Consider the following 26,182-nt stretch of genomic DNA (forward strand, 5'->3'; position numbering starts at 1 on the left):
AAATCTCCTATTTTTTATTGTTTTCCAGTTACATAATCATAAACAATATCCTCAATTTCCTCGTATAAATCAATTTCAATATTTGAATGAGTCACCGTTTGAATATGTTTCACTAGCATTTCCTGATCTTCTTTTGATATTGGACTGCATTGATATTGTTGAAAACTTTTTATAATCATTTTCTCAATTAATTTTTCGTTCATATTTTTCCCCGCCTGTATGTACGTATGTATTGTTCTATTGTACTTGAAGTGAAATAAAAAAACTACTATGCACTATTTTTGTATAAAAATCCGGTTGAGTATATTGTTTTTCTAATAAAATTAAGTTTTTTTAGATTTAAAAATTTATAAATATTTAATTGACTCTATAAATATACAATATTATAATCATACTTAATTTAAAGAATCGATATGAGGAGGAACTTATGAAAGTCGCAATTATTGGAGCCACTGGATATGGGGGCATTGAGTTAATTCGTTTATTAGAACAACATCCATATTTTTCGATAGCATCTCTCCATTCTTTTTCACAAGTTGGTGAGTGTATAACAAATGTATATCCGCATCTTCGAAATGTCCTTTTTCATACGTTACAAGAAATTGATGTGGAGACGATAGGAAAAGAAGCAGAAATTGTATTTCTAGCAACCCCAGCAGGAGTATCGGCGGAGTTAACTCCCAAGTTATTAGCAGAAGGTTTAAAAGTAATTGACCTATCTGGAGACTTTCGTATGATAGATCCTTCGTCATATGAACTGTGGTATAAAAGGCCAGCAGCGAAAGAAGAAATTCTTAGAAAAGCAGTGTATGGGTTAAGTGAATGGAAAAGGACTGGGATTCAAAAGGCAAATTTAATTGCAAACCCAGGATGTTTTGCTACAGCCACATTGCTAGCGATAGCGCCGTTAGTACGTAGCGGCATGATTGAAGAAGATTCGATTATTATTGATGCGAAATCAGGGGTATCAGGAGCAGGTAAAACACCAACAACAATGACTCACTTTCCTGAGCTATATGATAACTTGCACATTTATAAAGTGAATGAGCATCAGCACGTTCCAGAGATTGAGCAAATGCTTACAGAATGGAATAGTGAATCACAGCCAATTACATTTAGCACACATTTAATACCGATATCACGAGGAATCATGATTACACTTTATGCAAAAGTAAAACAAAAGATGGAAACAAAGCAACTTCAAAAATTGTATGAAGAAACGTATGAACAATCGCCTTTCATCCGAATTTGTACGCAAGGGAAATTTCCAAGTCCAAAAGAAGTGAGAGGCTCAAATTATTGTGATATTGGCATAGCTTACAATGAAAGAGCTGAAAGAGTTACGGTCGTTTCTGTTATAGACAATATGATGAAAGGCGCGGCTGGGCAAGCGATTCAAAATGCAAACATAATAGCGGGACTAGAAGAGACAACAGGTTTACAACATATGCCGCTTTATCTATAAGGGGGACATGATGATTAAAGTAGCGTCTATTACAAAATTAGAAAATGGTTCAATTGTAACGCCGAAAGGCTTTTCGGCAATTGGTACTGCAAATGGTTTAAAAAAGGAGAAAAAGGATTTAGGTGCCATCGTTTGTGATGTACCAGCATCATGTGCCGCTGTGTATACAACGAATCAAATACAAGCAGCTCCTTTGCAAGTAACGAAGGATAGTATAACGGCAGAAGGGAAGTTACAAGCAATTATCGTTAATAGTGGAAATGCAAATGCTTGTACTGGAATGAAAGGATTACAAGACGCATACGAGATGCGCGCATTAGGGGCGGAACATTTTGGGATGAAAGAAAATTACGTTGCAGTAGCTTCAACAGGTGTAATTGGTGTTCCACTGCCGATGGATATAATCCGAAAGGGAGTTGCGACTCTTATACCGACGAAGGAAGAAAGTGAAGCATATTGTTTTTCTGAAGCAATTTTAACGACGGATCTTATAACGAAAGAAACTTGCTATGAAATGATTATTGATGGGAAGAAAGTGGCGGTTGCGGGTGTTGCAAAAGGTTCAGGGATGATTCATCCGAATATGGCAACGATGCTTAGTTTTATTACGACAGATGCTCATATAGAGCATGACGTATTGCAAACAGCGTTATCACAAATAACGAATCATACATTTAATCAAATTACGGTAGATGGAGATACTTCTACGAATGATATGGTCATCGTTATGGCAAGTGGATTATCAGAAACAAGGCCGATAAATATGGAACATACAGATTGGGAAACTTTCGTATGTGCTTTACAGCAAGTATGTGAAGATTTAGCGAAAAAAATTGCGCAAGATGGTGAAGGAGCTACGAAGTTAATAGAAGTAAATGTGCTAGGAGCTCAAACGAATGAAGAGGCAAAAAAAATTGCAAAGCAAATAGTCGGTTCGAGTCTTGTGAAAACAGCAATACATGGTGAAGACCCAAACTGGGGGCGAATTATTAGCAGTATTGGACAAAGTGAAGTAGCTATTCATCCGAACACAATTGACATTACTCTTCAATCTATATCGGTATTAAAAAATAGTGAGCCTCAAATATTTTCTGAAGAAGAAATGAAAGAGAGATTACAAGAAGATGAAATAGTCATTAATGTGTACTTACACTTAGGTGAAGAGACAGGATCAGCTTGGGGCTGTGACTTAAGCTATGAATATGTGAAAATAAATGCTTGTTATCGTACATAAGGAGAGAGAAGATGAGCGATTATATTGTAGTGAAATGCGGCGGTAGTATGTTGAATGAATTAAATGCTGTGTTTTTTGATTGTATAAAGAAATTGCAACAGAAGTATAAAGTGGTGATTGTTCATGGTGGTGGGCCAGAAATTGATGCCAAATTAAAAGATTGTAACATCAACGTAGAAAAAAGAGATGGATTACGCGTAACACCAAAAGAAGTTATGGATGTTGTTCAAATGGTGCTATGCGGAAGTACGAATAAAAAACTCGTAATGAATTTACAAAAGCATAATTTACTTGCTGTAGGTTGTTCAGGGTGTGACGGTAATTTACTTCAAGTTCAACCTGTCAGCGAGGAGATAGGATATGTGGGAGAAGTAAGTTATGTAGAAACAGCCTTATTAAAAGGATTAATAAATATGGGGTATATTCCTGTTATTGCTCCAATCGGGGTAAATGGTAATGAAATTTATAACATAAATGCGGACAATGCTGCAGCTGGGATTGCGGCCGCGTTAGGGGCAAAAGAGCTGATTTTTATTACGGATGTAGATGGAATATTACATGAAGGGAATTTGGTAAAGGAAACGGATGAATCTGAAATTGCAACTTTTATAGAAACAGGTGTTATTACAGGTGGGATGATTCCGAAAGTACAGGCGGCACTAGCATCATTAAAAATGGGAGTGCAAAAGATAAGTATTGTGAATGGTACAAAAGATTTTACTGAGGTTACGGGAGAGTGTATTGGAACGACGGTAACGAAAGGTGTGAGTATTGCATGACGAGTCATCTTTTTCAAACGTATGGCAGAAGAACTATTGAGTTTGTAAAGGGAACTGGAACGAAAGTTATTGATAATAAAGGTAAGCAATATTTAGATTTTACATCAGGAATTGGCGTATGTAATTTAGGACATTGTCACCCTACTGTTCTCAAAGGTGTACAAGAGCAACTTGATGATATATGGCATATATCTAACCTGTTTACAAACAGCTTACAAGAAGAAGTTGCGTCATTATTAACAGAAAATAGAGCATTAGATTATGTGTTTTTCTGTAATAGTGGGGCAGAGGCAAATGAAGCGGCTTTAAAGTTAGCACGTAAGCATACTGGAAAATCTCTCGTCGTAACATGCCAGCAGTCTTTTCACGGTAGAACATTTGGAACGATGAGTGCAACAGGCCAAGATAAGGTAAAAGAAGGATTTGGTCCATTACTTCCATCTTTTTTACATATCCCTTTTAACGATATTAAAGCATTAGAGGAAGTAATGAATGAAGAAGTTGCGGCGGTAATGGTAGAAGTAGTTCAAGGAGAGGGAGGAGTAATACCTGCTGATTTATCTTTTTTGAAAGAGATTGAAACATTATGTAATAAGTTCGGTTCCTTATTTATTATAGACGAAGTACAAACGGGGATAGGAAGAACTGGAACACTATTCGCTTATGAACAAGTGGGAATAGAGCCTGATATCGTTACCGTTGCAAAGGCACTTGGGAATGGGATTCCTGTCGGAGCGATGATTGGCGGGAAAGAGCTCGGAACGTCGTTTACTGCAGGATCACACGGTTCAACTTTTGGCGGGAATTACATCGCGATGGCTGCAGCGAAAGAAGTATTGCAAGTGAGTAAAAGACCATTGTTTTTAAAAGAAGTACAAGAAAAAGGCGAGTATGTATTAGAGAAGTTGCAAGAGGAATTACAGCATGTCGAATGTATTCAAAATATACGTGGTAAGGGGCTTATGATTGGGATTGAGTGTAAGCATGAAGTTGCAAGTTTTATAGAACAACTAGAAAACGAAGGACTTCTCGTATTACAAGCAGGGCCTAATGTTATAAGACTATTACCGCCACTCATTGTCACGAATGAAGAGTTAGAACAGGCAGTATATATAATAAAAAAAGTAGTTTGTACAAAAAACGTATCAATCATATAAGGGGGAAGTTGCATGTCAACTGTACAAGTACCGAAATTAAATACGAAAGATCTTTTAACACTAGAAGAATTAACGAAAGAAGAAATTATTTCTTTAATTGATTTCGCTATATATTTAAAAAAGAATAAGCAAGAGCCTTTATTACAAGGCAAAATATTAGGGCTTATTTTTGATAAGCATTCAACTCGTACTCGTGTATCTTTTGAAGCGGGAATGGTACAACTCGGGGGACATGGTATGTTTTTAAGTGGGAAAGAGATGCAAATGGGAAGAGGAGAAACTGTTTCAGATACTGCGAAAGTATTATCGCAGTATATTGACGGGATCATGATACGTACATTCTCACACGCGGATGTAGAAGAGCTTGCAAAAGAATCGAGTATTCCTGTTATTAATGGATTAACGGATGACCATCATCCTTGTCAAGCATTGGCAGACCTCATGACGATATATGAAGAAATAAATACATTTAAAGGAATAAAATTAGCTTACGTAGGTGACGGAAATAATGTATGTCATTCATTGTTGCTAGCGAGTGCAAAAGTTGGAATGCATATGACTGTTGCAACGCCTATAGGGTATGAACCGAATGAGGAGATTGTAAAAAAAGCGTTAGCGATTGCTGAAGAAACAGGAGCTGAAATTGAAGTTTTGCATGATCCTGAATTAGCGGTGAATGAAGCAGATTTCATTTATACTGACGTTTGGATGAGCATGGGGCAAGAGGGCGAAGAAGAGAAATATTCTTTATTTCAACCTTACCAAATCAATAACGAACTTGTTAAGCATGCGAAGCAAACATATCGTTTCTTACACTGTTTACCTGCCCATCGTGAAGAAGAAGTAACAGGAGAAATTATAGATGGACCACAGTCTATCGTCTTTGAGCAAGCTGGTAATCGATTGCATGCGCAAAAAGCATTATTAGTGAGTTTATTTAAAAATATAGAAGAGCTTTCCTAAAGGATGTACACCCCAGTTGCTAGATACGAATAAAAACTGGGGTGTTTTTTATGGTTAAATTCTTTTTAGAAGAGAAAGTAAATACGGTAAAAAGATATTACTTTGAGTATATACTGAATGTACTTAATTATATGGATAGAGGGAGGATATCTATTAGAGAAACAGCTACTAAATTTTTTGTATAACCATTTGTGCCTAGTTTACCAGGAAGGCCCTTTACTTCACATACACATAGGCTTCGTTTGCCGTTAAGTAGGTTTTATGTAACATGAAGATTTTTAGATATTCTGAAATTTCTATATTTACATTTTTTTCTTTTTGTCTCATAATTTTAATGGGGAGAGGGAGGAAAAAAATGGTTCAAATTAAAGTAACACCTGAAATGCTAGAAGAAGTTGCGAATCGTGCAAGTAATACCCGAATCGCATTAGAATCTATACATAATAATTTATGTAATGAAATAGATCAGTTGTGTTTTCAGTGGATTGGTGCCTCTAATCAACAGTTCATTCAACTGTTCAATGATGCGAGACCAAAAGCTTTTGCATCTATTCATTCACTTGTAAAAGTAGAGGAAGATTTGAAAAGAATTGCTGAAAAATTCCGCAATACAGATAATCAAGATGTTACAATGGAACAAGGAGCGATGTGTGGACCACTATCGTCAGAAAAAGAGGATTTTGATGGTGAAAAACTTGCTAGGGATATAGTAGGTGAAATAAGTGGTGAGTATGATATTCGTCGTGCTTGGGATGGGATTGATCCATCTACTGGCGAAAAACTATCTACTTTGGATAGAGTATTTGCTGGAGGAATGGCAGTAGCAGGGCTTACACCCTTTGGAAAGATAGCTAAAGTAGGTAAAGGAGTTAAAATGACTGCTAAGGCTGCTGAGGCTGTGAATAAAGCTAAAAAAGTACCTGTGGAGAAAGTCAATGGAGTTAAGGATACTGTAAAAGCTACAGAGGATAGTATCGTTACTAAAAAACCATATAGTAAAAGCAGGCCTAGTTATGGAAAAGGTCAGGTTGAAGAAGTGTGGGAAAATGCGAAAGATTCTATCGATGGGAAAGTTTATGATCCATCAGGTGTAGAAATAATTTGGGATAAATCTAAAACAAGAAGTGGTCAATGGGATATGGGGCATATACCAGGAGAGAAATATTCTGATATGCATGAATTGTATATGAACGAGATTATTACAAAAGAAGAGTTCTTAAAGTGGTATAGAAACCCTGAAAACTATCGACCGGAATTGCCAAGTACTAACCGAAGTCATAAGTATGAATGAGAGGGTGATAGTATAAATGGATATTAATAAAGCTGATTATGGGACTATTATAAAATTCGGGAATCTTAAATTATTTTTAGAGAAGCTAAAAATTGAGGGAAACTGTATTGAAGAGATTGTAGATTCAATTGATAAAAATGGTATTAGTTTACTTGAAAAATCATTAATTAGTAGAAAGTTTGATATAGCAAACTTTCTATTGGATAATGGTGCAAAGGTTAATATAATTTCTAATGATGACTGTAATGAGTTTCACTATTTAGCAGCAAATATTAATTGTCCAGGTGCGGTTGAAGTAGCTTGTAGGCTGGTTGATATGGGGGTAGATTTGAATTTAAAAGATAAAAAATTTGGTAATTCTGCAATATGGTCTTTATGTCAAGAAGTATTAAAAAAAAGAACAAAGGAGGGAAATGATTTAATAGTAAAATGTTTGGGAAAACGACCGAATATTAATGATGAAAATAAATATGGATATTCATTAAGGGATTTAATTGAAGAACGTGGAACAGATGATATGAAAAAAGTTTTGGAGATGATTGTTTGAAAAAGAGTAGTGGATTAGGTGGTAGCGTTGTATCTAAGAATATTTTACAAAATAAAGGGAATGTGAAATGGTGTATTAAAGAACAACCAGTTAATGCTATCGATAATGGATGGAGATTTTTGTCAGAAATAGATACAGATGAATATCTTGCTGATGCATCAAATATGTCAGTTTGTGATTGGGGAACTATTATTGAAATAGAACCAGCGGTAATGAATATTTTTAATATGCCAATTGGCACAGATATTACTTTACTAAATGAAAATAATAAAAAGTATTTTGTTTATACTGATTCGGGAGAAAAAGTAGATTTTTAAGAAGGTATTTTAGTGATTAGTACAGCTATATATCTACTAGCATAAAACTTTATGCATATAAGTATATATTTTAAGAAAATAAAAGAATCAATAATCTATACTATGGAATTGGGTAAAATTCTATTGAAACCTTGATTGGCTATATGTCTTTCAAGGTTTTTTAGTAATCTAAAAAGTTTCACATAAAAACTTATGATCTTAAATTAATATTCAAATATGACGACAATGCATTGGGAAATATGTATTTCAAGGTGTTGCATAAGAATTACCTCCCCCCATTAGTCGATAGTTGGTATATAACTGAACCGGATTTATGGTATTTAGATTATGATCAAGCTGGGTACGCTCCTAGTGAATATCGAGAAGAAAGAAAAGGCATTCGTATTTTAAATGAGACTACAATAGCTAATTTTTTAGAAAGAATAGAAAAATATGAAAGATTTACAGAAGATATTAGGTTAGAATTTTTAAGGGAACTAAGAACTAATAGAGAAGAAGCCTATTATGATTATAATCAATGTTTCTTCATAGATTTTGATCGTTTAATTTTTTATTCCACTTATCCGGAATCAATATCTTTTGAAGAATATATTCCGAATAAGTGGGAAGGTTATTTACAGCGATTTGATGAACAAGTACTCTATAAGTATAGATACTGGGAAGATAAGAATAAAAACTATTTAGTTCGAGAGGATTAAGTTATGCAAGAAAATAAATGAATTACGATAAAAGAAACATTTTAAAATGAAGAAACTGGTGGAGATATCGTGAAATGTATATGGTCTATCAAGATAAAATCAAAGGAGTATTTAAACTTTAGCTCATACTAGTTTGGATGCTCGAAGAATGTATATAAAAGATGGTTTATATACTGCTGAGATAAGAGAAGGTTTACGAGGAGTTATAAAAAGAAACAAAGAGCTTTATCCACATTTATTTGATAAATAAAACATGGAAAGGACGATTATCTTTGGATATAAAGAGTCATTTAAAAAGATTATACGATAATCGTTTATTAGAAAGGGAGAATGAGATACGAGATTTTAATGAGTCATTAATGGAAGTAATAGCGTATAACGACGTCTCTGTTATTACAGATTTATGTTTAGTTCTGGATGATGAGACTGAGCAATTTGATGTTATGTTTGATTTGATTTATGGAATAGAGAGCTTATATAAAAATAACATAGAAGAAGGACTTGTATGTATTGCTAAAGCTTTTCCAAAGATGATTAGCTCAGCTCAAGAATGGGTAGAAATTTTACATTATAGAATTCTTAATCATCCTCAAGTAAGATTAGCATATGGAAAAGTACTTTCGGGATTTGATCCATCAATTACGATTAGTATTAAAGAATTATTGATTGATATAAAAAATGAAGACCCAGATATGTTTAGTGAATCTGTTAATGAGGTAATTAAGAGCATCTAATGTTTAAAGTTGAAAGGATATATAAGTACATAAGGCCAAGTAACAGAAAAGAATTTATTATTGGAGTGGAAAGAATAAGCTATTAAAAAGTACATACTCCATGATGGTTGTACCATCATGGAGTACTTTGTGCAATGATAGAATAGAAAAACGAAGTACGAGCTTAGGCGAGATGACATTTTACTGGATGATGAATATAAACACATGGAATGGATATAAAACTAATGAACTCATACAAAATCGTAAGTTTTAACGTAGTAGTTGTCATGACATATAAAGGCTGTCAAACTGTTACTACAAAACTTGAAAATCTATACTATTTAAAAACAGATGAACTTAAAGCACTGGGTGTCGATTAAAGACAACAAGTGCTTTTTATTTTAAGGTTAAAACATAGGGTACGGTTGAAGCTAGTGCTTTATCGCCAACAGGAAAGGTATCAACTAAAGGTAAATTAAGAAAAGAAGACTTACGTGCGGCAAGACTAGAAGGTAAGCGAGCTGCTGATAATGGAGAAACATACAAAGGATATGTTGGTCATGTTCCTGATACAACTTGGATGGGGAAACCGGATCCTCATAGTTGGTTAGACCTTTACCCAAAAGTTAATATGAGCATAGGTAGACAGGCTAATAAATATTCAATTGGTTATAAACCTACAAAATTTAAGTTTGTAGAGGAGGAGTAGACGATGAATAATTGGAAAGATAAGATAGCTACAATGATTTTAGTGAAGCAGGAGCTAATGAAACAAGATGTAGAAAAAATATGGCCACACCATTTTCCGGAGGTGGGAGCAAATGAAAAATCTATTCGCATTATTGAACAAGAATTGGGATATAAACTTGATTTAATGTATAGAGAATTTCTTCAATATGCCAATGGATGGGCAGTTTTTTATCAAACGGTGGATTTATTTGGTACGGAGCAATTAAAGGAATCAGCTATAATGGATTATGCTCAGGTACTATTAGAAGCTATAGATGATGTTGTTTTAGAAGAAAGCGGTGTTTTAAGGCAGGAGCTATTACCAATAGCAGTTTCGGAATTTGATAGGGATTTATTTGTTTTATGTTTACCTAATTCTTCTAGACCAGGAGAAATAATTTGGTTTGCGGGTGAAGAAATAGATAGATTTGAGAATTTTGACGAGTACTTTTTAGTAATGATTGACTATAATAGAGAAGAGATATTAGCTTTAAAGGGGTAGTTTATGCAATCATGTTTTTTAAGTGTCTGTTACTGTACAGCTATAAAAACATAAATACTAATACAGCCAGAGCAAAATATATTTGAAGTGAACAGAAAAGAAAATGGATATTAATTGTCAAGATATACAAGTTTTAAGGTTAAGATAAAATCTAGTGCAAATTAAAAACAATATGAACTGAAAGTACTTGATTGTCGATTAAAGGCAACAAGTGCTTTTTTGGTTTCAGCGTAGAAATAAGTTGATACACGTATTTTTTTATAGTGAAATGTCATATGTATATTTAGTTAACCATTTCGATATCATTTATAATAAAAGAGAAAACTAAATTTGTTTTTCAGAGTGTGTAAGGACATACTACATATAAAAATATAGTTAAAGAGATGATGAGGGTGAAAACAACTAAGAAAACATATTCGTTTTTTCAGCGGATGTGGAGAATATTAAAGTTTCAATATTATAAGTTGCTTCGATCGCCAGAAGGCGCAAAGAAAGTATCGTTAGGGTTTGCTATAGGATTCGGCTTAGAAATGTTAGTCATTTATACGGCATCGCTCGTATATGTAATATTTTATCCAATCGTCAGGTTAGCAAAGGGATCTTTTCCTGCGGCAGTTATTGGCAATATTATTGGGAAAATATCGTTTCTCCCAGTATTTTTATTTCCGCTTGCGTATGCGCTAGGAAAAATGATTTATCCATTTCATGTACAGAAAATTCATCATGAACCATTTACGATATCGGACTTGTTTTCAAGTCACATTTTTACGATATTAAAGAGCTTATTACAAAGTGAAGTGTATGTATTAATTGGAATGACGATTTTAGGAGTTGTGTTTGGTCTCATTTCATATTTCGTTGTGTATTATTTATACGAAAAGAACCGTAAGTTACGCTTGAAGAAAAGGAAGAAACGAGTGAGAGAACCACTTGTACAATTATAAACAATGTCACATTCATTTTCTCCTTTGAATATGTTTAAGAAAAAGGAGGAGAGGATAATGTATTATTATTACGTACCTCAAGTATATCCATATGTAAATTATTATCCGGTTTATAATACGAGTAGACAATACGAATTATATCGGCAACAACAATTACAGCAAATACCACAATTACCACAATTACCACAACAACAGCCTACACAGGAAAAAAAACCATATTTAACAACATGGCCATATTCCAATGTGTACTATGGTAATTATTACGAATCATAAAGCTGCTTCTATTTAGAAGCAGCTTTATACGTTTGTTTTCAAAATTAAATTTTGAATGGTTTGAAGAGAATGAATGAGCTTTTCGCGCTCTTCCTCAGATAATGTTTGGAAATTTTCTTTTAGTTTGTCTAAAATGAATTGCTGATACTGATTTACTAATAATTTCCCTTCAGCTGTTAGAGAAATTAAAATGACCCGTCGATCTTTTTCGCTATAATGACGCTCTATTAGTTCTTCTTGAATAAGTTTGTTTAATAGAGGTGTCATGTTAGGCCGTGAAATCGCTAGCCGCTTGCCGATTTCGGAAACTGCTAATGTGCCGTTTTCATGCAAAAGCAGTAATACTTGTGTATGTGATGGCGGCATATGTCTTTGAGAAGAGAATTCTCCAGGAAGCATAAATTTGCGATAAAAAAGAGGCACTAGCGAAAGAAGATGATCAACAATACGTTCCCACTCGCGTGATTCCATATAAAGGCCCCCTTCCACTCTCATTGTAACAAAAAAGACATGTTATAAAAATAGAATTGTTTCATGGGAATTTTAATATTTGTAGGCCAATACTTTTTTTGTAAATGAATCGGCAATAATCGTATAGCCTTTATCATTTGGGTGTACTTGGTCAAAGAGCAATTCTTTTTTATCATTCGATATTAATTTACGAATTGGCAAAACGATAGATGGTTGATTCACTTTTGCAATGGAATAAACAGATTCATTCCAGCCATCTAAAAACATATCTGCATAACTTGCGATGGAGTCATCGAGTTGTAACGGGTTATAGAGTTCAGAAAGAATGAGTAAAGCATTCGGATTTTGATCTCGGACTGTCTTTACAATATTTTTTACATCCGCTTCAAAATGGGCTTTTTCTTTATTTAACATTTTTATATCATCTATAACACCGACATCACGATTTAAACGAAATAAATTATTTCCTCCAATATTAATTGTAATTATATTTGCTGCTCTAATTTTTTCCTTTACATCTTCTGATTGAACTTTTTTAGCGAGACGATCTGTTGTAAGACCGTTTACCCCAAGGTTTTCTACTGTAATTGGTTTATGAATTTGTGCTTCTATTTGCTTAGAAGCTAATTCAGCAAATCCACCTTGTGTCGATCCATATCCTTTAGCGAGTGAATCACCTAATACAAGATGATAAAAAGATTCGTTTGTTTGCTTATCAATCCAATTTGGGGCAGATGTTTTTTCTGTTTTTTCTTCAGATTCATTTTGTTTTGTCTCGTCGTTCTTTTCAAAATAAGAATAAGAAATGATCAGAAGGAGGAGACAAACAATTGTTAAGATGACTTTTTTCATAAATTCATCCTCCTTGTAATTGGTAATTGTATCATATTCAGCAGTATTAGCAATGTAAGGGCATATTATATGTTTATGAAAAGTTTATAATAACTTTACAGAAAATTTGTTGAAGTTTGTCAAAAAATATTGACGATAGGAAAGAACTTTATATATGATAATGTCAGATAAGGTGAAACTTTAATTAGTGGGAGCTTTATTTCCTATTAATTGTTAGTCTTCATCAATCGGGCGTTTAAGGGGACTACTCGTTAGCGCAGGGTGAAATGAAAATTGTGTCTCTAATAGAAGAAAAAAGGTATGTGGTTAGAGACAGATAGGGATTCATTTCATTATTTCTGGTAATTGTATAAGGGGGATTTTTTGTGAAAAAGTCAAAAAAAATGCTAGCTGGAGCAACTCTTGCGATTGGTGTTATAGCACCGCAAGTAATGCCAACAACAGCTCATGCAGATGAGAACACTGGGGAGAGTACAGTTAAGTTACGAATTCTAGAAACATCGGATATTCACGTTAACTTAATGAATTACGATTATTATCAAACGAAAACAGATAATAAAGTAGGCCTCGTGCAAACTGCAACACTCGTTAATAAAGCACGTGAAGAAGTGAAGAACTCTGTCCTATTTGATGATGGGGATGCATTACAAGGGACACCGCTTGGAGATTATGTAGCAAATAAAATAAAAGATCAGAAGAATCGTGTGGATCCTAGTTATACACATCCATTATATCGTGTAATGAATTTAATGAAGTATGACGTCATCTCTCTTGGGAATCATGAATTTAACTATGGTTTAGATTATTTAAAGGAAGTGACTAGTAAAACAAAAATTCCGGTTATTAACTCGAATGTCTACAGAGATGACCATGATGGTAATGATGAGAATGACGAGCATTACTTTGATAGACCATATCATATTTTAGAGAAAGAAGTAGTGGATGAAGCAGGCCAAAAACAAATAGTGAAAATTGGTGTAATGGGATTTGTTCCACCACAAATTATGAATTGGGATAAAGCGAATTTAGAAGGACAAGTTAAAGCGAAAGATATAGTTGAAACAGCGAAGAAAATGGTACCAAAAATGAAAGCAGAAGGTGCAGATGTTATCGTTGCACTAGCTCATTCCGGTGTTGATAAAAGTGGATACAACGTTGGTATGGAAAACGCGTCGTATTATTTAACAGAGGTTCCTGACGTAGATGCAGTATTAATGGGACATTCACATACTGAAGTGCAGGATATATTTAATGGTGTTCCAGTTGTAATGCCTGGCGTTTTTGGCAGTAACTTAGGTATTATTGATATGCAATTGAAAAAGGTAAACGGAAAATGGGAAGTACAAAAAAAGGATCAACCTAAGCCAGCACTTCGTAAGATTGCTGATAGTAAAGGTAATCCGTTAGTACAGTCGGATCAAAAATTAGTTAATGAAATTAAAGATGAACATGAAAAGACAATCGAATATGTAAATACACCTGTAGGTACAACGAAAGCACCAATTAATAGTTATTTTTCATTAGTACAAGATGATCCTTCTGTACAAATTGTGACAAATGCGCAAAAATGGTATGTAGAACAAGAACTTAAAAAACCAGAATACGAAAAGATTAAAGATATTCCGGTTTTATCTGCAGGTGCACCATTTAAAGCAGGTGGCCGAAACGGTGCAACATATTATACGGATATTCCAGCTGGAACGTTAGCGATTAAAAACGTTGCAGATTTATACGTATATCCAAATACGTTATATGCTGTAAAAGTAAATGGGGCACAAGTGAAAGAATGGCTTGAAATGTCTGCAGGTCAGTTTAATAAAATTGATCCAAAGAAAACAGAAGAACAGCCGTTAGTAAATATAGGCTATCCTACATATAACTTTGATATTATAGATGGTTTAAAATATGAAATTGATGTAACACAACCGGCGAAATACGATAAAGATGGAAAAGTTGTAAATGCAAATACGAATCGTATTGTAAATATGACATATGAAGGTAAGCCAGTAGCTGATGATCAAGAGTTCATCGTCGCTACAAATAACTATCGTGGAAGTAGTCAAACGTTCCCGGGTGTAAGTAAAGGGGAAGTTGTATACCAATCACAAGATGAAACACGTCAAATCATTGTGAAGTATATGCAAAAAATAAAAGATATTGATCCAGTAGCTGATCAAAATTGGACGTTTAAACCGATTGTTGCAGATAAATTAAATACAACATTTGATTCTTCACCAAATGCACAAAAGTATATAAAGAAAGATGGGAACATATCATATGTTGGACCATCTGAAAATGAATTTGCTAAATATGCAATTGATATAACGAAGAAGAACGATGGTGGAGGAAACCCAACAATACCACCAAAAGGTGATGGAGAAAACCCAACGACACCACCGAAAGGTGATGGAGAGAACCCGACGACACCGCCAACAGGTAATGGAGAAAACCCAACACCACCAACAGAAGAAGGTAATAATGGTAATGAACCAAAGCAAGATGGAAATAATACCGGATCTGGACAAACTACAACAGATGATCAAAATACAAAAGAAACAACAACAACTGTAAGTGAAAATAAAGAAGCTGAAAAAGATGAACGTGATTTACCGAAAACAGGTGCAAGTATTGCTTCTACAATTGGAGCTGGTCTTGCGTTTGTTGGAGCGGGATTACTTATGTTATTTAGAAGAAAGAAAGCGAATAGATAGTCGAGAAATATAAAAAGGATTACCGATTTGGTAATCCTTTTTGTTATATTATGAAACTGGTACTGCTTTTTCTTTTTTCCATGAAAGACCGAATCCAGTAAAGCCGACGATAATGGTTACGACTGGACATGCTAAACAGAAGATTGCGTATGGCAGGTAATCGAATGTTGGAACGCTAAGAACGTTTGTTAAGAATACGCCACTTACACCCCATGGTACGAGTGGATTAATTACTGTACCAGCATCTTCTAATACTCGTGATAAATTACGACGTTCTAAACCGACTTCATCGTATTTATTAGCAAATGCTTGTCCTGTTAAAACGATGGATAAGTACTGCTCACCGAGTAAGAAGTTTACACCAATTGCAGTTGAAGCAGTAGAAATAATTAAGCGTGTGCTAGTTTTTACGAAGCTAGAGATAATATTCATCAGCTGCGCTATAATACCCATTCCTTGTAATAATCCTCCCATACAAAGAGCTAGGAAAATAAGAGCGATTGACATCATCATACTTTGCAGGCCACCGCGAGATAATAAGCTATCAATGTCTTTGATACCAGTTTTAGAAACGTAACCGTCTTGCATAATTTTCATTAAATCAGCTAAAGAAGTGCTCGGTTTAAAAATAAAGAGAATAATAATCCCTACCACAATTCCTGCAAGTAATGTTGGAACTGCGGGTACCTTTTTAAATGCGAATAGGAACAGTAATAAAATAGGAATCAGCGTAACGATAGAAATCGTTGCATTTTTTTCTAGTGTGTTAATAAATGCTGAGAAATCAACGTTTCCACCAGATCCGCTTCCTAAAATGAAAAATGCGATAAAAGCAATAATGAAAGCTGGAACTGTTGTCCAAAGCATGTTACGAATATGTTCAAATAAATCTACACCCGTTACAGCAGGCGCTAAGTTTGTTGTATCAGATAAAGGAGACATTTTATCTCCGAAGAATGCACCAGAAATAATTGCACCAGCAATAAGAGCTGGATCGTATCCAAGGGCAGTACCCATTCCCATAAAAGCAAGTCCTACAGTTGCAGCAGTTGTAAAAGCACTACCGATACTCGTTCCAACAATTGCACAAACAACAAAAACAGTTGGAACGAAAATTTTTGGAGATACAAGCTGGAAGCCGTATACCATTAAAGTCGGAATAGTTCCAGCTGCGATCCAAACGCTAATTAATACGCCTACAAGTAAGAAAATAAATATAGATGGAATACCAGCTGAAATACTACTAATCATCCCTTTCTCCATAGTAGACCAAGAGATTCTCTTCAGGAATCCAAATGCTAGTAAAAGAACGATACCAAATAAAATTGGGATGTGTGGTGAAACTTCTAATTGAATAACACTAAAACCAATACAGAAAAAGATAAAAATTGTTAAAAGAACAGACTCAATTTTTGAAACCATTGTTTTCCCCTCCTAAGTAATGTAAAATAGCTCTTTTTTATATAAAATTCGCCAATATTGTATATTTCCTTCTAAAATTTAGAATTTTGTGACAAATTACCGGTAATTGTTAGTCCTTCTATATGATACGGAAATGATTGGATAAAAAAAACGTCCCTGCATATAATTATGCAGGGACGAAGAAATCGCGGTACCACCCTAGCTTGTGAAATGAATGCGTCACAAAATAAAGGGTCATATGATATGCGCTTATAAAATAAAAAACGCCCCTGCAATATATGCAGGGACGAAAAATTCGCGGTACCACCCTAAATTGTGAAACAGTGTCGTTTCACCACTCTTTAGACATAACGGTCTATAACCGTCTTTCACTACTCCTCACGTTTCGTAAAAGAAGCTCCAGGGGGTAATTCATAATTCGCTCTGTACTGGTTCGCACCGACCACCAGCTCTCTGAAATCAGAAATCGAAATACTACTAAATCCTATCAACGCCGATTCATATGATGTTAGTTAAATTTTTATCATATTTTCATCTTACATGTCAATAAAAATATTAAATGTTTTTTTTAGGGAAATAAAGGATAATTGTTTTTAACGCTGTAAAAATGTACGTTATAATGAATTTGAAAGGGGGAGGAAAGAGTGAAGAAAAAAATAATTCTTTTTACCACTTTATTAGTTATTGGAGGAAGTGCTGGAATTTACACAGCTTTTGCGGCTGAATCAGAGCAGTTGAAACAAAAGCAAATACAACAGTCAGAAGTGAAGAAAGTAAAAGAAATAGAAGAGAAGAAATCAATGGAAAAAGCAGCAGAAAAACTAGGAGTTTCTACTGAGGGGAAAACAAAAGAAGAGGTTACGAAAGAAGTAAATACCGCTAGATTTGAGAAGCGTCATGATTTATTAATTGAGCACGCTAAGCAACTTGGAATTGATACAGAGGGGAAAAAAGATGAAGAAATTATTTTAGAAATTGGAAAGATACAGCATGGAAAGTAGAACAACTTATCGTATGATAAGTTGTTCTTTTTTAAGAACTATTTGATTTTAAAATAATTGACAGTCATTCGGATTTAATGTTAACTATATTTATAAACAAGTTAACATTAGGGGTGACAATTGTGACAATAAATAGTAGAACGATTGAAAAATCATCTTATACATATGAAGAATTAGCAGAGAAAAATAAAGCTTACGTATGGCACCCATTTACACAAATGAAAGATTATTTAGAAGAAGATCCTGTCATTATTGAACGTGGAGAGGGAAGAAAACTATACGATGTAAATGGTAATGAATATTGGGATGGTGTTTCATCTATATGGTTAAATGTTCACGGACATCAAGTACCGGAATTAGATGAAGCAATTCGTGAGCAATTAAATAAAATTGCTCATTCTACTATGTTAGGACTTGCTAACGTTCCATCTATTTTATTAGCAGAAAAAATTATTGAGGTTGTACCAGATGGATTGAAGAAGGTATTCTATTCTGATTCAGGTTCTACCGCTGTTGAAATTGCAATTAAGATGGCTTTCCAATATTGGCAGCATAAAGGGAAAACAAAGAAACAAAGATTCGTTACATTAAAAGAAGCATATCACGGTGATACAATTGGAGCTGTTTCAGTAGGAGCAATAGACTTGTTTCACCAAGTGTATAGTTCGCTCTTATTTGATGCGATTAAAATGCCGTATCCATATACATATCGTTCTCCTTACGGAAATAATAAGGAGGAAATTGTAAAAAGCCATTTAGAAGAAATGGAAGAATTGTTGAAAGAAAAGCATGAAGAAGTAGCTGCCATCATTGTAGAGCCATTAATGCAAGGTGCTGGCGGAATGATTACAATGCCAAAAGGATATTTAAAAGGACTGCGCGATTTATGTACAAAGTACAATGTATTATTTATTACAGATGAGGTAGCGACTGGATTTGGGCGTACAGGGAAAATGTTTGCGTGTGAACATGAAAATGTGACGCCAGACATTTTAACTGCTGGGAAAGGTTTAACAGGTGGATATTTACCAATTGCAGTTACGGTAACGACAGATGAAATATATAATGCCTTCTTAGGAGAATATGAAGAACAAAAAACATTTTTCCATGGACATAGCTACACAGGTAATCCGTTAGGGTGTGCCGTAGCAATCGCGAATCTAGAACTATATGAAAAAACAAATTTAATAGAAGAAGTGGCACGTAAAACGGATTATGTGACAGCGCAATTAGAAAAGCTCTTTGTGTATAAACATGTAGGTGATATTCGTCAGTGCGGATTAATGGTTGGTATTGAGCTTGTGAAGAATAAGGAAACGAAAGAAGCGTTTGACTGGACAGAAAGAGTTGGTGTTCAAGTATGTAAACGCTCAAGAGAGCTGGGTATGATTTTACGACCGCTAGGTAACACGATTGTATTTATGCCACCACTTGCTTCTACTTTTGAAGAGATTGATGATATGTTACGCATTTTATATAAGGCAATCTCAGATGTTACGGAGGGAGAATAATGAGTGGTTTTTTCATAACAGCAACTGATACTGAAGTTGGAAAAACAGTAGTTGCAGGTGCTATAGCAGGTGTATTTAGAGAATTAGGATATAACGTAGGGGTATATAAACCGTTACAAAGTGGGCATGTTGCATCAAACCCTGAGGGAGATGCGGCAAGGTTAAAAGTACTATCAGGTGTACCGACACAAGAAAATGAAATTTGCCCTTATTCTATTGAAGAACCACTTGCTCCGAGACTTGCCATGAAAAGAGCTGGAAGAGTAGTAAAGTTAAAAGAAATTACTGATTACTATAATGAACTATTAAAAGAGTTTAATAGCTTATTTGTAGAAGGAGCAGGTGGGCTTGCTGTCCCATATACAGAAGATGCTTTAGTAATAGATTTTGCAACAGAATTACAGTTGCCTCTTATTGTAGTAGCTCGTCCTACATTAGGAACAGTAAATCATACAGTGTTAACGATTGCTTACGCAAAGGCGCATGGCTTAACCGTAGCGGGTGTCATTTTATCAGGTTGCAAAGAATGTGAAATGGAAAGAGTGCAAGAAAATAAAGAGATGATTGAAGAGCTGAGCGGGGTACCAGTTTTAGGATTATTACCATTCTTTGAAGGTGAGTTTACGAAAGAAGAAGTATTGGAATCTGCAAAAGAATATATTATGATTTCAAAATTAGAGGAGTTTATCCAAAATGAATCAAACGTGGCGGGCGCATCTTCAATCTAAATTACAACAATTACATGAGCAAGGGCAGTATCGAAATTTATATGTAACAGAGAAGGCAGAAGAGACTTGGCTTATTCGAGATAAAAAAAGGATGTTAAATTTAGCGTCAAATAATTATTTAGGGTTAGCTGGAGATGAAAGGTTAAAAGAAGCTGCTATTGCCTGTACAAAAAGATGTGGAACTGGAGCGACTGCCTCTCGTCTCGTTGTAGGAAATCATCCATTATATGAAGAGGTTGAGAGAAGCATATGTGACTGGAAAGGTACTGAAAGAGCTTTAATTGTAAATAGTGGGTATACGGCAAATATAGGTGCCATATCTTCTTTAGCCTCTCGGCACGATATTGTTTTTAGTGATAAGTTAAATCACGCAAGTATTGTTGATGGAATCATATTAAGCGGGGCAGAGCATAAAAGGTATCGTCATAATGATTTGGATCATTTAGAGAAGCTGTTGAAAACAGCGTCACCTGAAAAGCGGAAATTAATCGTAACTGATACCATTTTTAGTATGGATGGTGATACTGCTTATTTGAGAGATTTAGTACAGCTGAAAGAGAAATACGGGGCAATCATTATAGTCGATGAAGCACATGCGAGTGGAATATATGGAATCGGCGGAGCTGGGTTATCTCATATAGAAAAAAATCTTGCTCAAAAAATTGATATACATATGGGGACGTTTAGCAAGGCTTTAGGGTGTTATGGTGCGTATTTGACAGGTGATGAAATTTATATAGAGTATTTACAAAATATGATGAGAAGCTTTATTTTTACTACAGCTTTACCACCAAGTACGTTAGGAGCAGTGCAAAAAGCAATTGAAATTGTAAAAGAAGATAACGAAAGAAGAGAGAACCTTATAGCAAACGGAGAATACTTCAGAACTAAATTAAGGGATGCTGGTTTTGATATTGGGAATAGTTCAACTCATATTGTACCGATTGTAGTCGGTTCAAATGAACATGCTTTACGATTTAGTAAAAGGTTGCAAGAGGCAGGGATTGCGGCTATTGCAATTCGTCCGCCAACTGTGCCGGTTCATAGCTCTCGAATTCGCTTTGCAGTTACATCGCAACATACAATAGATGATTTAAAATGGGCTATTGATCGAATTATTCACATTGCGAAAGAAGAGGAGATTTTCGTATGAACGAGCTAAAGATTATTTTTATCCCAGGATGGGGAATGGAAGAGAATATTTGGGATTTAGTATTTCCGTATTTTAAAGGATACCCTGTTCAAAGCATAGATTGGCGTAATGTGAAAGAACGAAGTGAATTTGCGGAACGAATTGTAGATGTAGCGCATAATGACAACGTAATTTTAGTTGGATGGTCACTAGGAGCGTTAGCAGCAGTTGAAGCTTATAAAAAGATTCAGGCAAAAGGCATCGTATTAATTGGTGGTACTGCTAAATTTACAAATACGAGCGACTACAGTAACGGATGGAATGCTTTGCATGTAGAACGGCTGAAAAGGAATTTGGCGAGAAGGAAAGAAGATACGCTCAAGCGGTTTTATGAAAATATGTTTACGAAAGATGAGCTAAAAGAGAATAAAAACTTTGAAGACATTGTAGACCGTTTTAAAGGTGATTCTATTCAGTCTTTACAACTAGGTTTGGATTATTTAATAGAAACAGATATGAGAGAAGAACTAAAAGAAATTAAAGTACCTATACTACTTATTCACGGAGAACAGGATGTAATATGCCCATTGTCTGCGGCACGTAGTATGACGGAGAATAGCAGCAGCGAGCTGAAAGTAGTAAGTGATGCAGGGCATGCGTTATGTGTGACGAATTTTGAATATTGCGCAAATGAGATAATTCAATTTATAGAGGGGATACGACATGATCAACAAAACGTTACTACAAAAACGGTTTAATGGGGCAGCCGTATCTTACGATCGATATGCAAATGTACAAAAAAAGATGGCACATTCATTACTTTCAATCTTAAAGGAACGATATAGTGAAACGGCATCAATACGTATTTTAGAACTGGGGTGCGGGACGGGGTATGTAACAGAGCAATTATCAAAGTTATTTCCGAAAGCACATATTACAGCAGTTGATTTTGCTGAAAGTATGATTGCAATTGCGCAAACTAGACAAAATGTAAAAAATGTAACGTTTCACTGTGAAGATATTGAGCGATTACGATTAGAAGAATCATATGATGTCATTATTTCAAATGCTACATTTCAATGGTTAAATAATTTACAACAAGTATTAAGAAATTTATTTCAACATTTGTCTATAGATGGGATATTACTCTTTTCAACGTTTGGACATGAAACATTTCAAGAATTGCATGCTTCGTTCCAACGTGCGAAAGAAGAAAGAAATATAAAAAATGAAACATCGATTGGTCAACGTTTTTATTCGAAAGATCAGTTGCTTCATATATGCAAGATAGAAACAGGGGATGTGCATGTTTCTGAAACATGTTACATAGAGAGTTTTACAGAAGTTAAGGAATTTCTACATTCTATTCGAAAAGTAGGAGCGACTAATAGCAATGAAGGATCATATTGTCAAAGTCCCTCACTCTTTCGTGCGATGCTACGCATATACGAAAGAGACTTCACGGGAAATGAAGGGATAATGGCAACGTATCATGCTTTATTTATGCATATAACAAAAGAGGGGAAGAGATGAAATGAAACAAGTACAAACAAAAAGGGATTGGAAAAAACTTGCATACGACGTAGTGGAAGAGAAGATGATTACGAAAGAAGATGCAATAGCGATATTAGAAGCTGATGATACAGAAGTTCTAGAAATTATGAATGCAGCTTACATCATTCGTCATCATCACTTTGGTAAGAAAGTAAAATTGAATATGATTATTAATACGAAATCTGGATTATGTCCTGAAGATTGTGGATATTGCTCACAGTCTATTATTTCAGAAGCACCGATTGATAAATATGCATGGTTAACGCAGGAAAAGATTGTAGAAGGGGCACATGAAGCAATACGCCGTAAAGCAGGTACATATTGTATTGTAGCGTCTGGTCGTCGTCCGACGGATAAAGAGGTAAATCACGTAATTGGAGCAGTTAAGGAAATTCGTGAAACGACAGACTTGAAGATTTGTTGTTGTTTAGGTTTCTTAAATGAAGATCAAGCAGGACGTTTAGCGGAAGCAGGCGTGCACCGTTATAACCACAACTTAAATACACATGAAAATAATTACGATAGTATTTGTTCAACTCATACGTATGATGATCGTGTTGATACAGTTCAAAAAGCAAAACAAGCTGGTATTTCTCCATGCTCTGGAGCGATTTTTGGCATGGGAGAAACAATTGAAGAGCGTGCTGAAATTGCATTTGAATTACAACGTATAGATGCAGATTCTATCCCTTGTAATTTCCTTGTTGCTGTAAAGGGGACACCTCTTGAAGGGCAAAAAGAGTTAACGCCAGTAGAATGTTTAAAAGTACTGGCAATGATGCGTTTTGTAAACCCAACAAAAGAAATTCGTATTTCTGGAGGACGTGAAATCAATTTACGTTCTGTACAGCCAATCGGTTTATTTGCAGCAAATTCTATTTTTGTCGGGGACTACTTAACGACAGCTGGACAAGAGCCGACTGCGGACTGGGGTATGATTGCAGATTTAGGATTTGAGATTGAAGAATGTGCATTATAAGATAGATGAAAAAGCAAACTTGTAAAAGGGTTTGCTTTTTTTGTAAATAAAATGTAATAAATAGTTGTGAACGCTTGATATTATTGGTTTTTGAGCGAAAAAAAGAATTTTTGTGGACGAATTTTCCAAGCCCTAGTTGTACATAGTAAATATGTAATTTATATTGGGTTGGAGGATTTTACATGTACAAATACATATTAGCGATTATGACTTGTTTAATTTTAATAAAAGCAATAAGTTCTGATCCAGTTAAGGCTGCTGAAAATCCTGAACAAAAAGAGATGCAACAAAGAATCGAACAACACTTTCGAACGAAAGCTGAACATTTTGGATTGAAAACGGAAGGAAAAGATTTAAAGGAAGTTAGAAAAGAAATTACTATTATAGAAGAAGCGAAAAAAAGAGAGAATGTATGGAGAACAGCACAAGCTCTTCATATAAAAACAGAAGGAAAAACGATGAATGAATTAATAAAAGATGTACAAAAAAAGGTGAAAAAATAAAAAGAGGCCGCAGCCTCTTTTTTTATGTCCATTGTTTTGATAAGTGAGCCATTTCAATTGCAGCAACAGCTGATTCATATCCTTTATTACCAGCTTTCGTACCTGCGCGTTCAATCGCTTGTTCAATTGTTTCTGTCGTTAATACGCCGAAAATAACTGGGATGTCCATTTGTAGTGATAAAGACGCAACACCTTTTGCTACTTCATTACAAACGTAATCGTAGTGAGTTGTAGCACCTCGGATTACAGTACCTAATGTAATAACAGCATCATACTTTCCGCTACTAGCCATCTTTTTAGCGATTAAAGGAATTTCAAATGCACCAGGAACCCAAGCAACATCAATATCATTTTCTTCTACACCGTGACGCTTTAATCCGTCTAAAGCGCCGCCAAGTAACTTACTTGTAATAAATTCGTTAAAACGTCCAACAACAACTCCAACTTTTAATCCTGTACCAACTAAATGACCTTCGAATACCATAATAAATCTCTCCTTTAATTAAAAGTTTAGTAAGTGTCCTAATTTGTTTACTTTCGTTTGTAAATACGATTTATTCTCTTCTTTTGCTGGCATTTGCAACGGTACACGCTCGACTACTTCTAAATCGTAACCTTGTAAGCCAGCAATTTTTCTTGGGTTATTCGTTAATAATCGTAAACTTTGTAAACCTAAATCTTTTAATATTTGTGCTCCGATACCGTAATCACGAAGATCAGCAGGGAAGCCGAGTTTTTCATTTGCTTCTACAGTATCGAATCCTTCTTCTTGTAATTTATAAGCACGAAGCTTATTAAGAAGCCCAATGCCTCTTCCTTCTTGTCTCATATAAAGAAGAACACCTTTTTCTTCACGCTCAATTTGAGCAAGTGCTGCATGGAGTTGTGGTCCGCAATCGCAGCGATGTGAACCGAATACATCTCCTGTTAAGCATTCAGAATGAACACGCACAAGTACCGGTTCACCTATTGAAATATCACCTTTTACAAGTGCGATATGTTCTTTCGTATCTAATGAGTTAGAATAGCCAATTGCGTGGAAAGTACCGAAATCTGTAGGTAATGTAATTTCCACCTCTCTCGTCACAAGTGTTTCATGATGGCGGCGGTAAGCAATTAAATCTTCTATTGTAATCATTTTTATATCAAATTGTTTTGCGCATTCTATTAAATCAGGTACACGTGCCATCGTGCCGTCCTCATTTATAATCTCGCAAATAACTCCAGCTGGTTCGGCACCGCATAGCTTCGCTAAATCAACAGCAGCTTCTGTATGACCTGCACGACGCAGGACACCGCCTTCTTTCGCAATTAATGGAAAGATATGTCCAGGTCGATTGAAATCAGCGCCTTTTGATGCGGGGTTTAACAATTCTTGTATCGTAGTTGCACGTTCGTGAGCGCTAATCCCTGTTGTTGTAGAAACATGGTCAATGCTCACTGTAAACGCAGTATGATGTGAATCTGTATTATGAGATACCATTGGTTCTAATTGTAGACGTTCTGCGTACCCTGCTGTAATCGGTACACAAACGAGACCACGGCCATGTGTAATCATAAAATTAATTGTTTCTGGTGTAATGTACTCTGCTAAAGCAATAAAATCGCCTTCATTTTCTCGGTTTTCATCATCACATACGATAACGACTTTACCTTGTTTTAAATCTTCTAGAGCTTCTTCAATACGATGAAACATTGTGCTTCCC

General features: G+C 35.1%; 29 protein-coding genes and 1 other annotated feature. Of the genes, 23 read left to right on the forward strand and 6 right to left on the reverse strand.

The window, feature by feature from the left end:
* Window positions 1-14 precede the first annotated feature (14 nt).
* Window positions 15-203 (reverse strand): YqzH family protein, encoded by a 189-nt coding sequence (locus CQ064_RS14530; RefSeq protein WP_001003222.1) that lies wholly within the window; start codon window positions 201-203, stop codon window positions 15-17.
* 224 nt (window positions 204-427) lie between these two features.
* Here CQ064_RS14530 and argC point away from each other — a divergent pair, with 224 nt between their 5' ends.
* From argC to CQ064_RS14595, 14 genes are all read left to right on the forward strand, one after another.
* A complete protein-coding gene (gene argC, locus CQ064_RS14535; RefSeq protein ID WP_000861238.1) occupies window positions 428-1,465 on the forward strand; it encodes an N-acetyl-gamma-glutamyl-phosphate reductase in 1,038 nt (345 codons plus the stop codon).
* A 10-nt stretch (window positions 1,466-1,475) separates the two neighbouring features.
* The gene (gene argJ / locus CQ064_RS14540; RefSeq protein ID WP_000598387.1) at window positions 1,476-2,699 is read left to right on the forward strand and encodes a bifunctional glutamate N-acetyltransferase/amino-acid acetyltransferase ArgJ; all 1,224 of its coding nucleotides are present in this window, start codon (window positions 1,476-1,478) and stop codon (window positions 2,697-2,699) included.
* An 11-nt stretch (window positions 2,700-2,710) separates the two neighbouring features.
* Complete coding sequence (gene argB / locus CQ064_RS14545; protein ID WP_001286789.1) at window positions 2,711-3,478, forward strand: acetylglutamate kinase; 768 nt, start codon at window positions 2,711-2,713, stop codon at window positions 3,476-3,478.
* Window positions 3,475-4,635 (forward strand): acetylornithine transaminase, encoded by a 1,161-nt coding sequence (locus CQ064_RS14550; RefSeq protein WP_000200543.1) that lies wholly within the window; start codon window positions 3,475-3,477, stop codon window positions 4,633-4,635. Before argB ends, CQ064_RS14550 begins: the two co-directional genes overlap by 4 nt.
* Window positions 4,636-4,647: 12 nt before the next feature.
* Window positions 4,648-5,598 carry an ornithine carbamoyltransferase gene (gene argF / locus CQ064_RS14555; RefSeq protein WP_000108842.1) on the forward strand — a complete coding sequence of 317 codons (951 nt, stop codon included), beginning with the start codon at window positions 4,648-4,650 and terminating at the stop codon, window positions 5,596-5,598.
* A gap of 355 nt (window positions 5,599-5,953) precedes the next feature.
* Window positions 5,954-6,889 (forward strand): WXG100 family type VII secretion target, encoded by a 936-nt coding sequence (locus CQ064_RS14560; RefSeq protein WP_000249939.1) that lies wholly within the window; start codon window positions 5,954-5,956, stop codon window positions 6,887-6,889.
* Window positions 6,890-6,905: 16 nt separating this feature from the next.
* Window positions 6,906-7,436: an ankyrin repeat domain-containing protein gene (locus tag CQ064_RS14565; protein WP_000353922.1), complete on the forward strand. Its 531-nt coding sequence runs from the start codon at window positions 6,906-6,908 to the stop codon at window positions 7,434-7,436.
* Window positions 7,433-7,753, forward strand: coding sequence for an immunity protein Imm33 domain-containing protein (locus tag CQ064_RS14570; RefSeq protein WP_000749724.1), 321 nt, complete (start codon window positions 7,433-7,435; stop codon window positions 7,751-7,753). The genes CQ064_RS14565 and CQ064_RS14570 overlap by 4 nt, the downstream gene beginning before the upstream one ends.
* Before the next feature lie 239 nt (window positions 7,754-7,992).
* Window positions 7,993-8,451, forward strand: coding sequence for a hypothetical protein (locus CQ064_RS14575; RefSeq protein ID WP_003271544.1), 459 nt, complete (start codon window positions 7,993-7,995; stop codon window positions 8,449-8,451).
* Window positions 8,452-8,723: 272 nt separating this feature from the next.
* Complete coding sequence (locus CQ064_RS14580; protein WP_000351980.1) at window positions 8,724-9,185, forward strand: Imm30 family immunity protein; 462 nt, start codon at window positions 8,724-8,726, stop codon at window positions 9,183-9,185.
* A gap of 224 nt (window positions 9,186-9,409) precedes the next feature.
* Window positions 9,410-9,544: a hypothetical protein gene (locus CQ064_RS34080; RefSeq protein WP_003271546.1), complete on the forward strand. Its 135-nt coding sequence runs from the start codon at window positions 9,410-9,412 to the stop codon at window positions 9,542-9,544.
* 332 nt (window positions 9,545-9,876) lie between these two features.
* The gene (locus tag CQ064_RS14585; protein ID WP_001067165.1) at window positions 9,877-10,395 is read left to right on the forward strand and encodes an SMI1/KNR4 family protein; all 519 of its coding nucleotides are present in this window, start codon (window positions 9,877-9,879) and stop codon (window positions 10,393-10,395) included.
* A gap of 383 nt (window positions 10,396-10,778) precedes the next feature.
* Window positions 10,779-11,339 carry a DUF2062 domain-containing protein gene (locus tag CQ064_RS14590; protein WP_003271548.1) on the forward strand — a complete coding sequence of 187 codons (561 nt, stop codon included), beginning with the start codon at window positions 10,779-10,781 and terminating at the stop codon, window positions 11,337-11,339.
* 57 nt (window positions 11,340-11,396) lie between these two features.
* Complete coding sequence (locus tag CQ064_RS14595) at window positions 11,397-11,612, forward strand: hypothetical protein (RefSeq protein WP_000291960.1); 216 nt, start codon at window positions 11,397-11,399, stop codon at window positions 11,610-11,612.
* A gap of 24 nt (window positions 11,613-11,636) precedes the next feature.
* On the opposite strand, the gene CQ064_RS14600 is transcribed toward CQ064_RS14595, so the two are convergent.
* Window positions 11,637-12,083, reverse strand: a complete 447-nt coding sequence (locus tag CQ064_RS14600; RefSeq protein ID WP_000445819.1) for a MarR family winged helix-turn-helix transcriptional regulator — start codon at window positions 12,081-12,083, stop codon at window positions 11,637-11,639.
* 72 nt (window positions 12,084-12,155) lie between these two features.
* On the reverse strand, window positions 12,156-12,935 hold the full coding sequence (locus CQ064_RS14605; protein WP_000755849.1) for a GDSL-type esterase/lipase family protein: 780 nt from the start codon (window positions 12,933-12,935) through the stop codon (window positions 12,156-12,158).
* 365 nt (window positions 12,936-13,300) lie between these two features.
* Between CQ064_RS14605 and cpdB the strand changes: the two genes are divergently transcribed.
* Window positions 13,301-15,646 carry a bifunctional 2',3'-cyclic-nucleotide 2'-phosphodiesterase/3'-nucleotidase gene (gene cpdB, locus CQ064_RS14610; protein ID WP_000748654.1) on the forward strand — a complete coding sequence of 782 codons (2,346 nt, stop codon included), beginning with the start codon at window positions 13,301-13,303 and terminating at the stop codon, window positions 15,644-15,646.
* A gap of 48 nt (window positions 15,647-15,694) precedes the next feature.
* Here the strand turns inward: cpdB and nhaC are convergent, their stop codons facing one another.
* The gene (nhaC, locus tag CQ064_RS14615) at window positions 15,695-17,068 is read right to left on the reverse strand and encodes a Na+/H+ antiporter NhaC (protein ID WP_000253737.1); all 1,374 of its coding nucleotides are present in this window, start codon (window positions 17,066-17,068) and stop codon (window positions 15,695-15,697) included.
* A 279-nt stretch (window positions 17,069-17,347) separates the two neighbouring features.
* Window positions 17,348-17,568: a binding site (T-box leader), on the reverse strand.
* 144 nt (window positions 17,569-17,712) lie between these two features.
* Here nhaC and CQ064_RS14625 point away from each other — a divergent pair.
* From CQ064_RS14625 to CQ064_RS14660, 8 genes are all read left to right on the forward strand, one after another.
* Window positions 17,713-18,069 carry a hypothetical protein gene (locus CQ064_RS14625; protein WP_000726902.1) on the forward strand — a complete coding sequence of 119 codons (357 nt, stop codon included), beginning with the start codon at window positions 17,713-17,715 and terminating at the stop codon, window positions 18,067-18,069.
* A gap of 77 nt (window positions 18,070-18,146) precedes the next feature.
* A complete protein-coding gene (gene bioA, locus CQ064_RS14630) occupies window positions 18,147-19,580 on the forward strand; it encodes an adenosylmethionine--8-amino-7-oxononanoate transaminase (protein WP_003292002.1) in 1,434 nt (477 codons plus the stop codon).
* The gene (gene bioD, locus CQ064_RS14635) at window positions 19,580-20,308 is read left to right on the forward strand and encodes a dethiobiotin synthase (protein ID WP_000012479.1); all 729 of its coding nucleotides are present in this window, start codon (window positions 19,580-19,582) and stop codon (window positions 20,306-20,308) included. Before bioA ends, bioD begins: the two co-directional genes overlap by 1 nt.
* Complete coding sequence (gene bioF / locus CQ064_RS14640; protein ID WP_001077298.1) at window positions 20,274-21,461, forward strand: 8-amino-7-oxononanoate synthase; 1,188 nt, start codon at window positions 20,274-20,276, stop codon at window positions 21,459-21,461. Before bioD ends, bioF begins: the two co-directional genes overlap by 35 nt.
* Window positions 21,458-22,198, forward strand: a complete 741-nt coding sequence (locus CQ064_RS14645; RefSeq protein WP_001004157.1) for an alpha/beta fold hydrolase — start codon at window positions 21,458-21,460, stop codon at window positions 22,196-22,198. Before bioF ends, CQ064_RS14645 begins: the two co-directional genes overlap by 4 nt.
* Window positions 22,164-22,973, forward strand: a complete 810-nt coding sequence (bioC, locus tag CQ064_RS14650) for a malonyl-ACP O-methyltransferase BioC (protein WP_000608912.1) — start codon at window positions 22,164-22,166, stop codon at window positions 22,971-22,973. Before CQ064_RS14645 ends, bioC begins: the two co-directional genes overlap by 35 nt.
* Before the next feature lies 1 nt (window position 22,974).
* Complete coding sequence (gene bioB / locus CQ064_RS14655) at window positions 22,975-23,973, forward strand: biotin synthase (RefSeq protein WP_000815858.1); 999 nt, start codon at window positions 22,975-22,977, stop codon at window positions 23,971-23,973.
* Between the two features lie 182 nt (window positions 23,974-24,155).
* Entirely contained in the window at window positions 24,156-24,476 is a 321-nt protein-coding gene (locus tag CQ064_RS14660; protein ID WP_000280032.1) for a hypothetical protein, read from the forward strand.
* Window positions 24,477-24,498: 22 nt separating this feature from the next.
* On the opposite strand, the gene ribH is transcribed toward CQ064_RS14660, so the two are convergent.
* Window positions 24,499-24,960, reverse strand: coding sequence for a 6,7-dimethyl-8-ribityllumazine synthase (gene ribH / locus CQ064_RS14665; protein ID WP_000230896.1), 462 nt, complete (start codon window positions 24,958-24,960; stop codon window positions 24,499-24,501).
* 18 nt (window positions 24,961-24,978) lie between these two features.
* On the reverse strand, window positions 24,979-26,172 hold the full coding sequence (gene ribBA, locus CQ064_RS14670; RefSeq protein WP_000468980.1) for a bifunctional 3,4-dihydroxy-2-butanone 4-phosphate synthase/GTP cyclohydrolase II: 1,194 nt from the start codon (window positions 26,170-26,172) through the stop codon (window positions 24,979-24,981).
* Window positions 26,173-26,182 lie beyond the last annotated feature (10 nt).

It is taken from the genome of Bacillus sp. MYb78 (assembly GCF_002975115.1).
In the GTDB taxonomy this organism is placed as follows: domain Bacteria; phylum Bacillota; class Bacilli; order Bacillales; family Bacillaceae_G; genus Bacillus_A; species Bacillus_A cereus.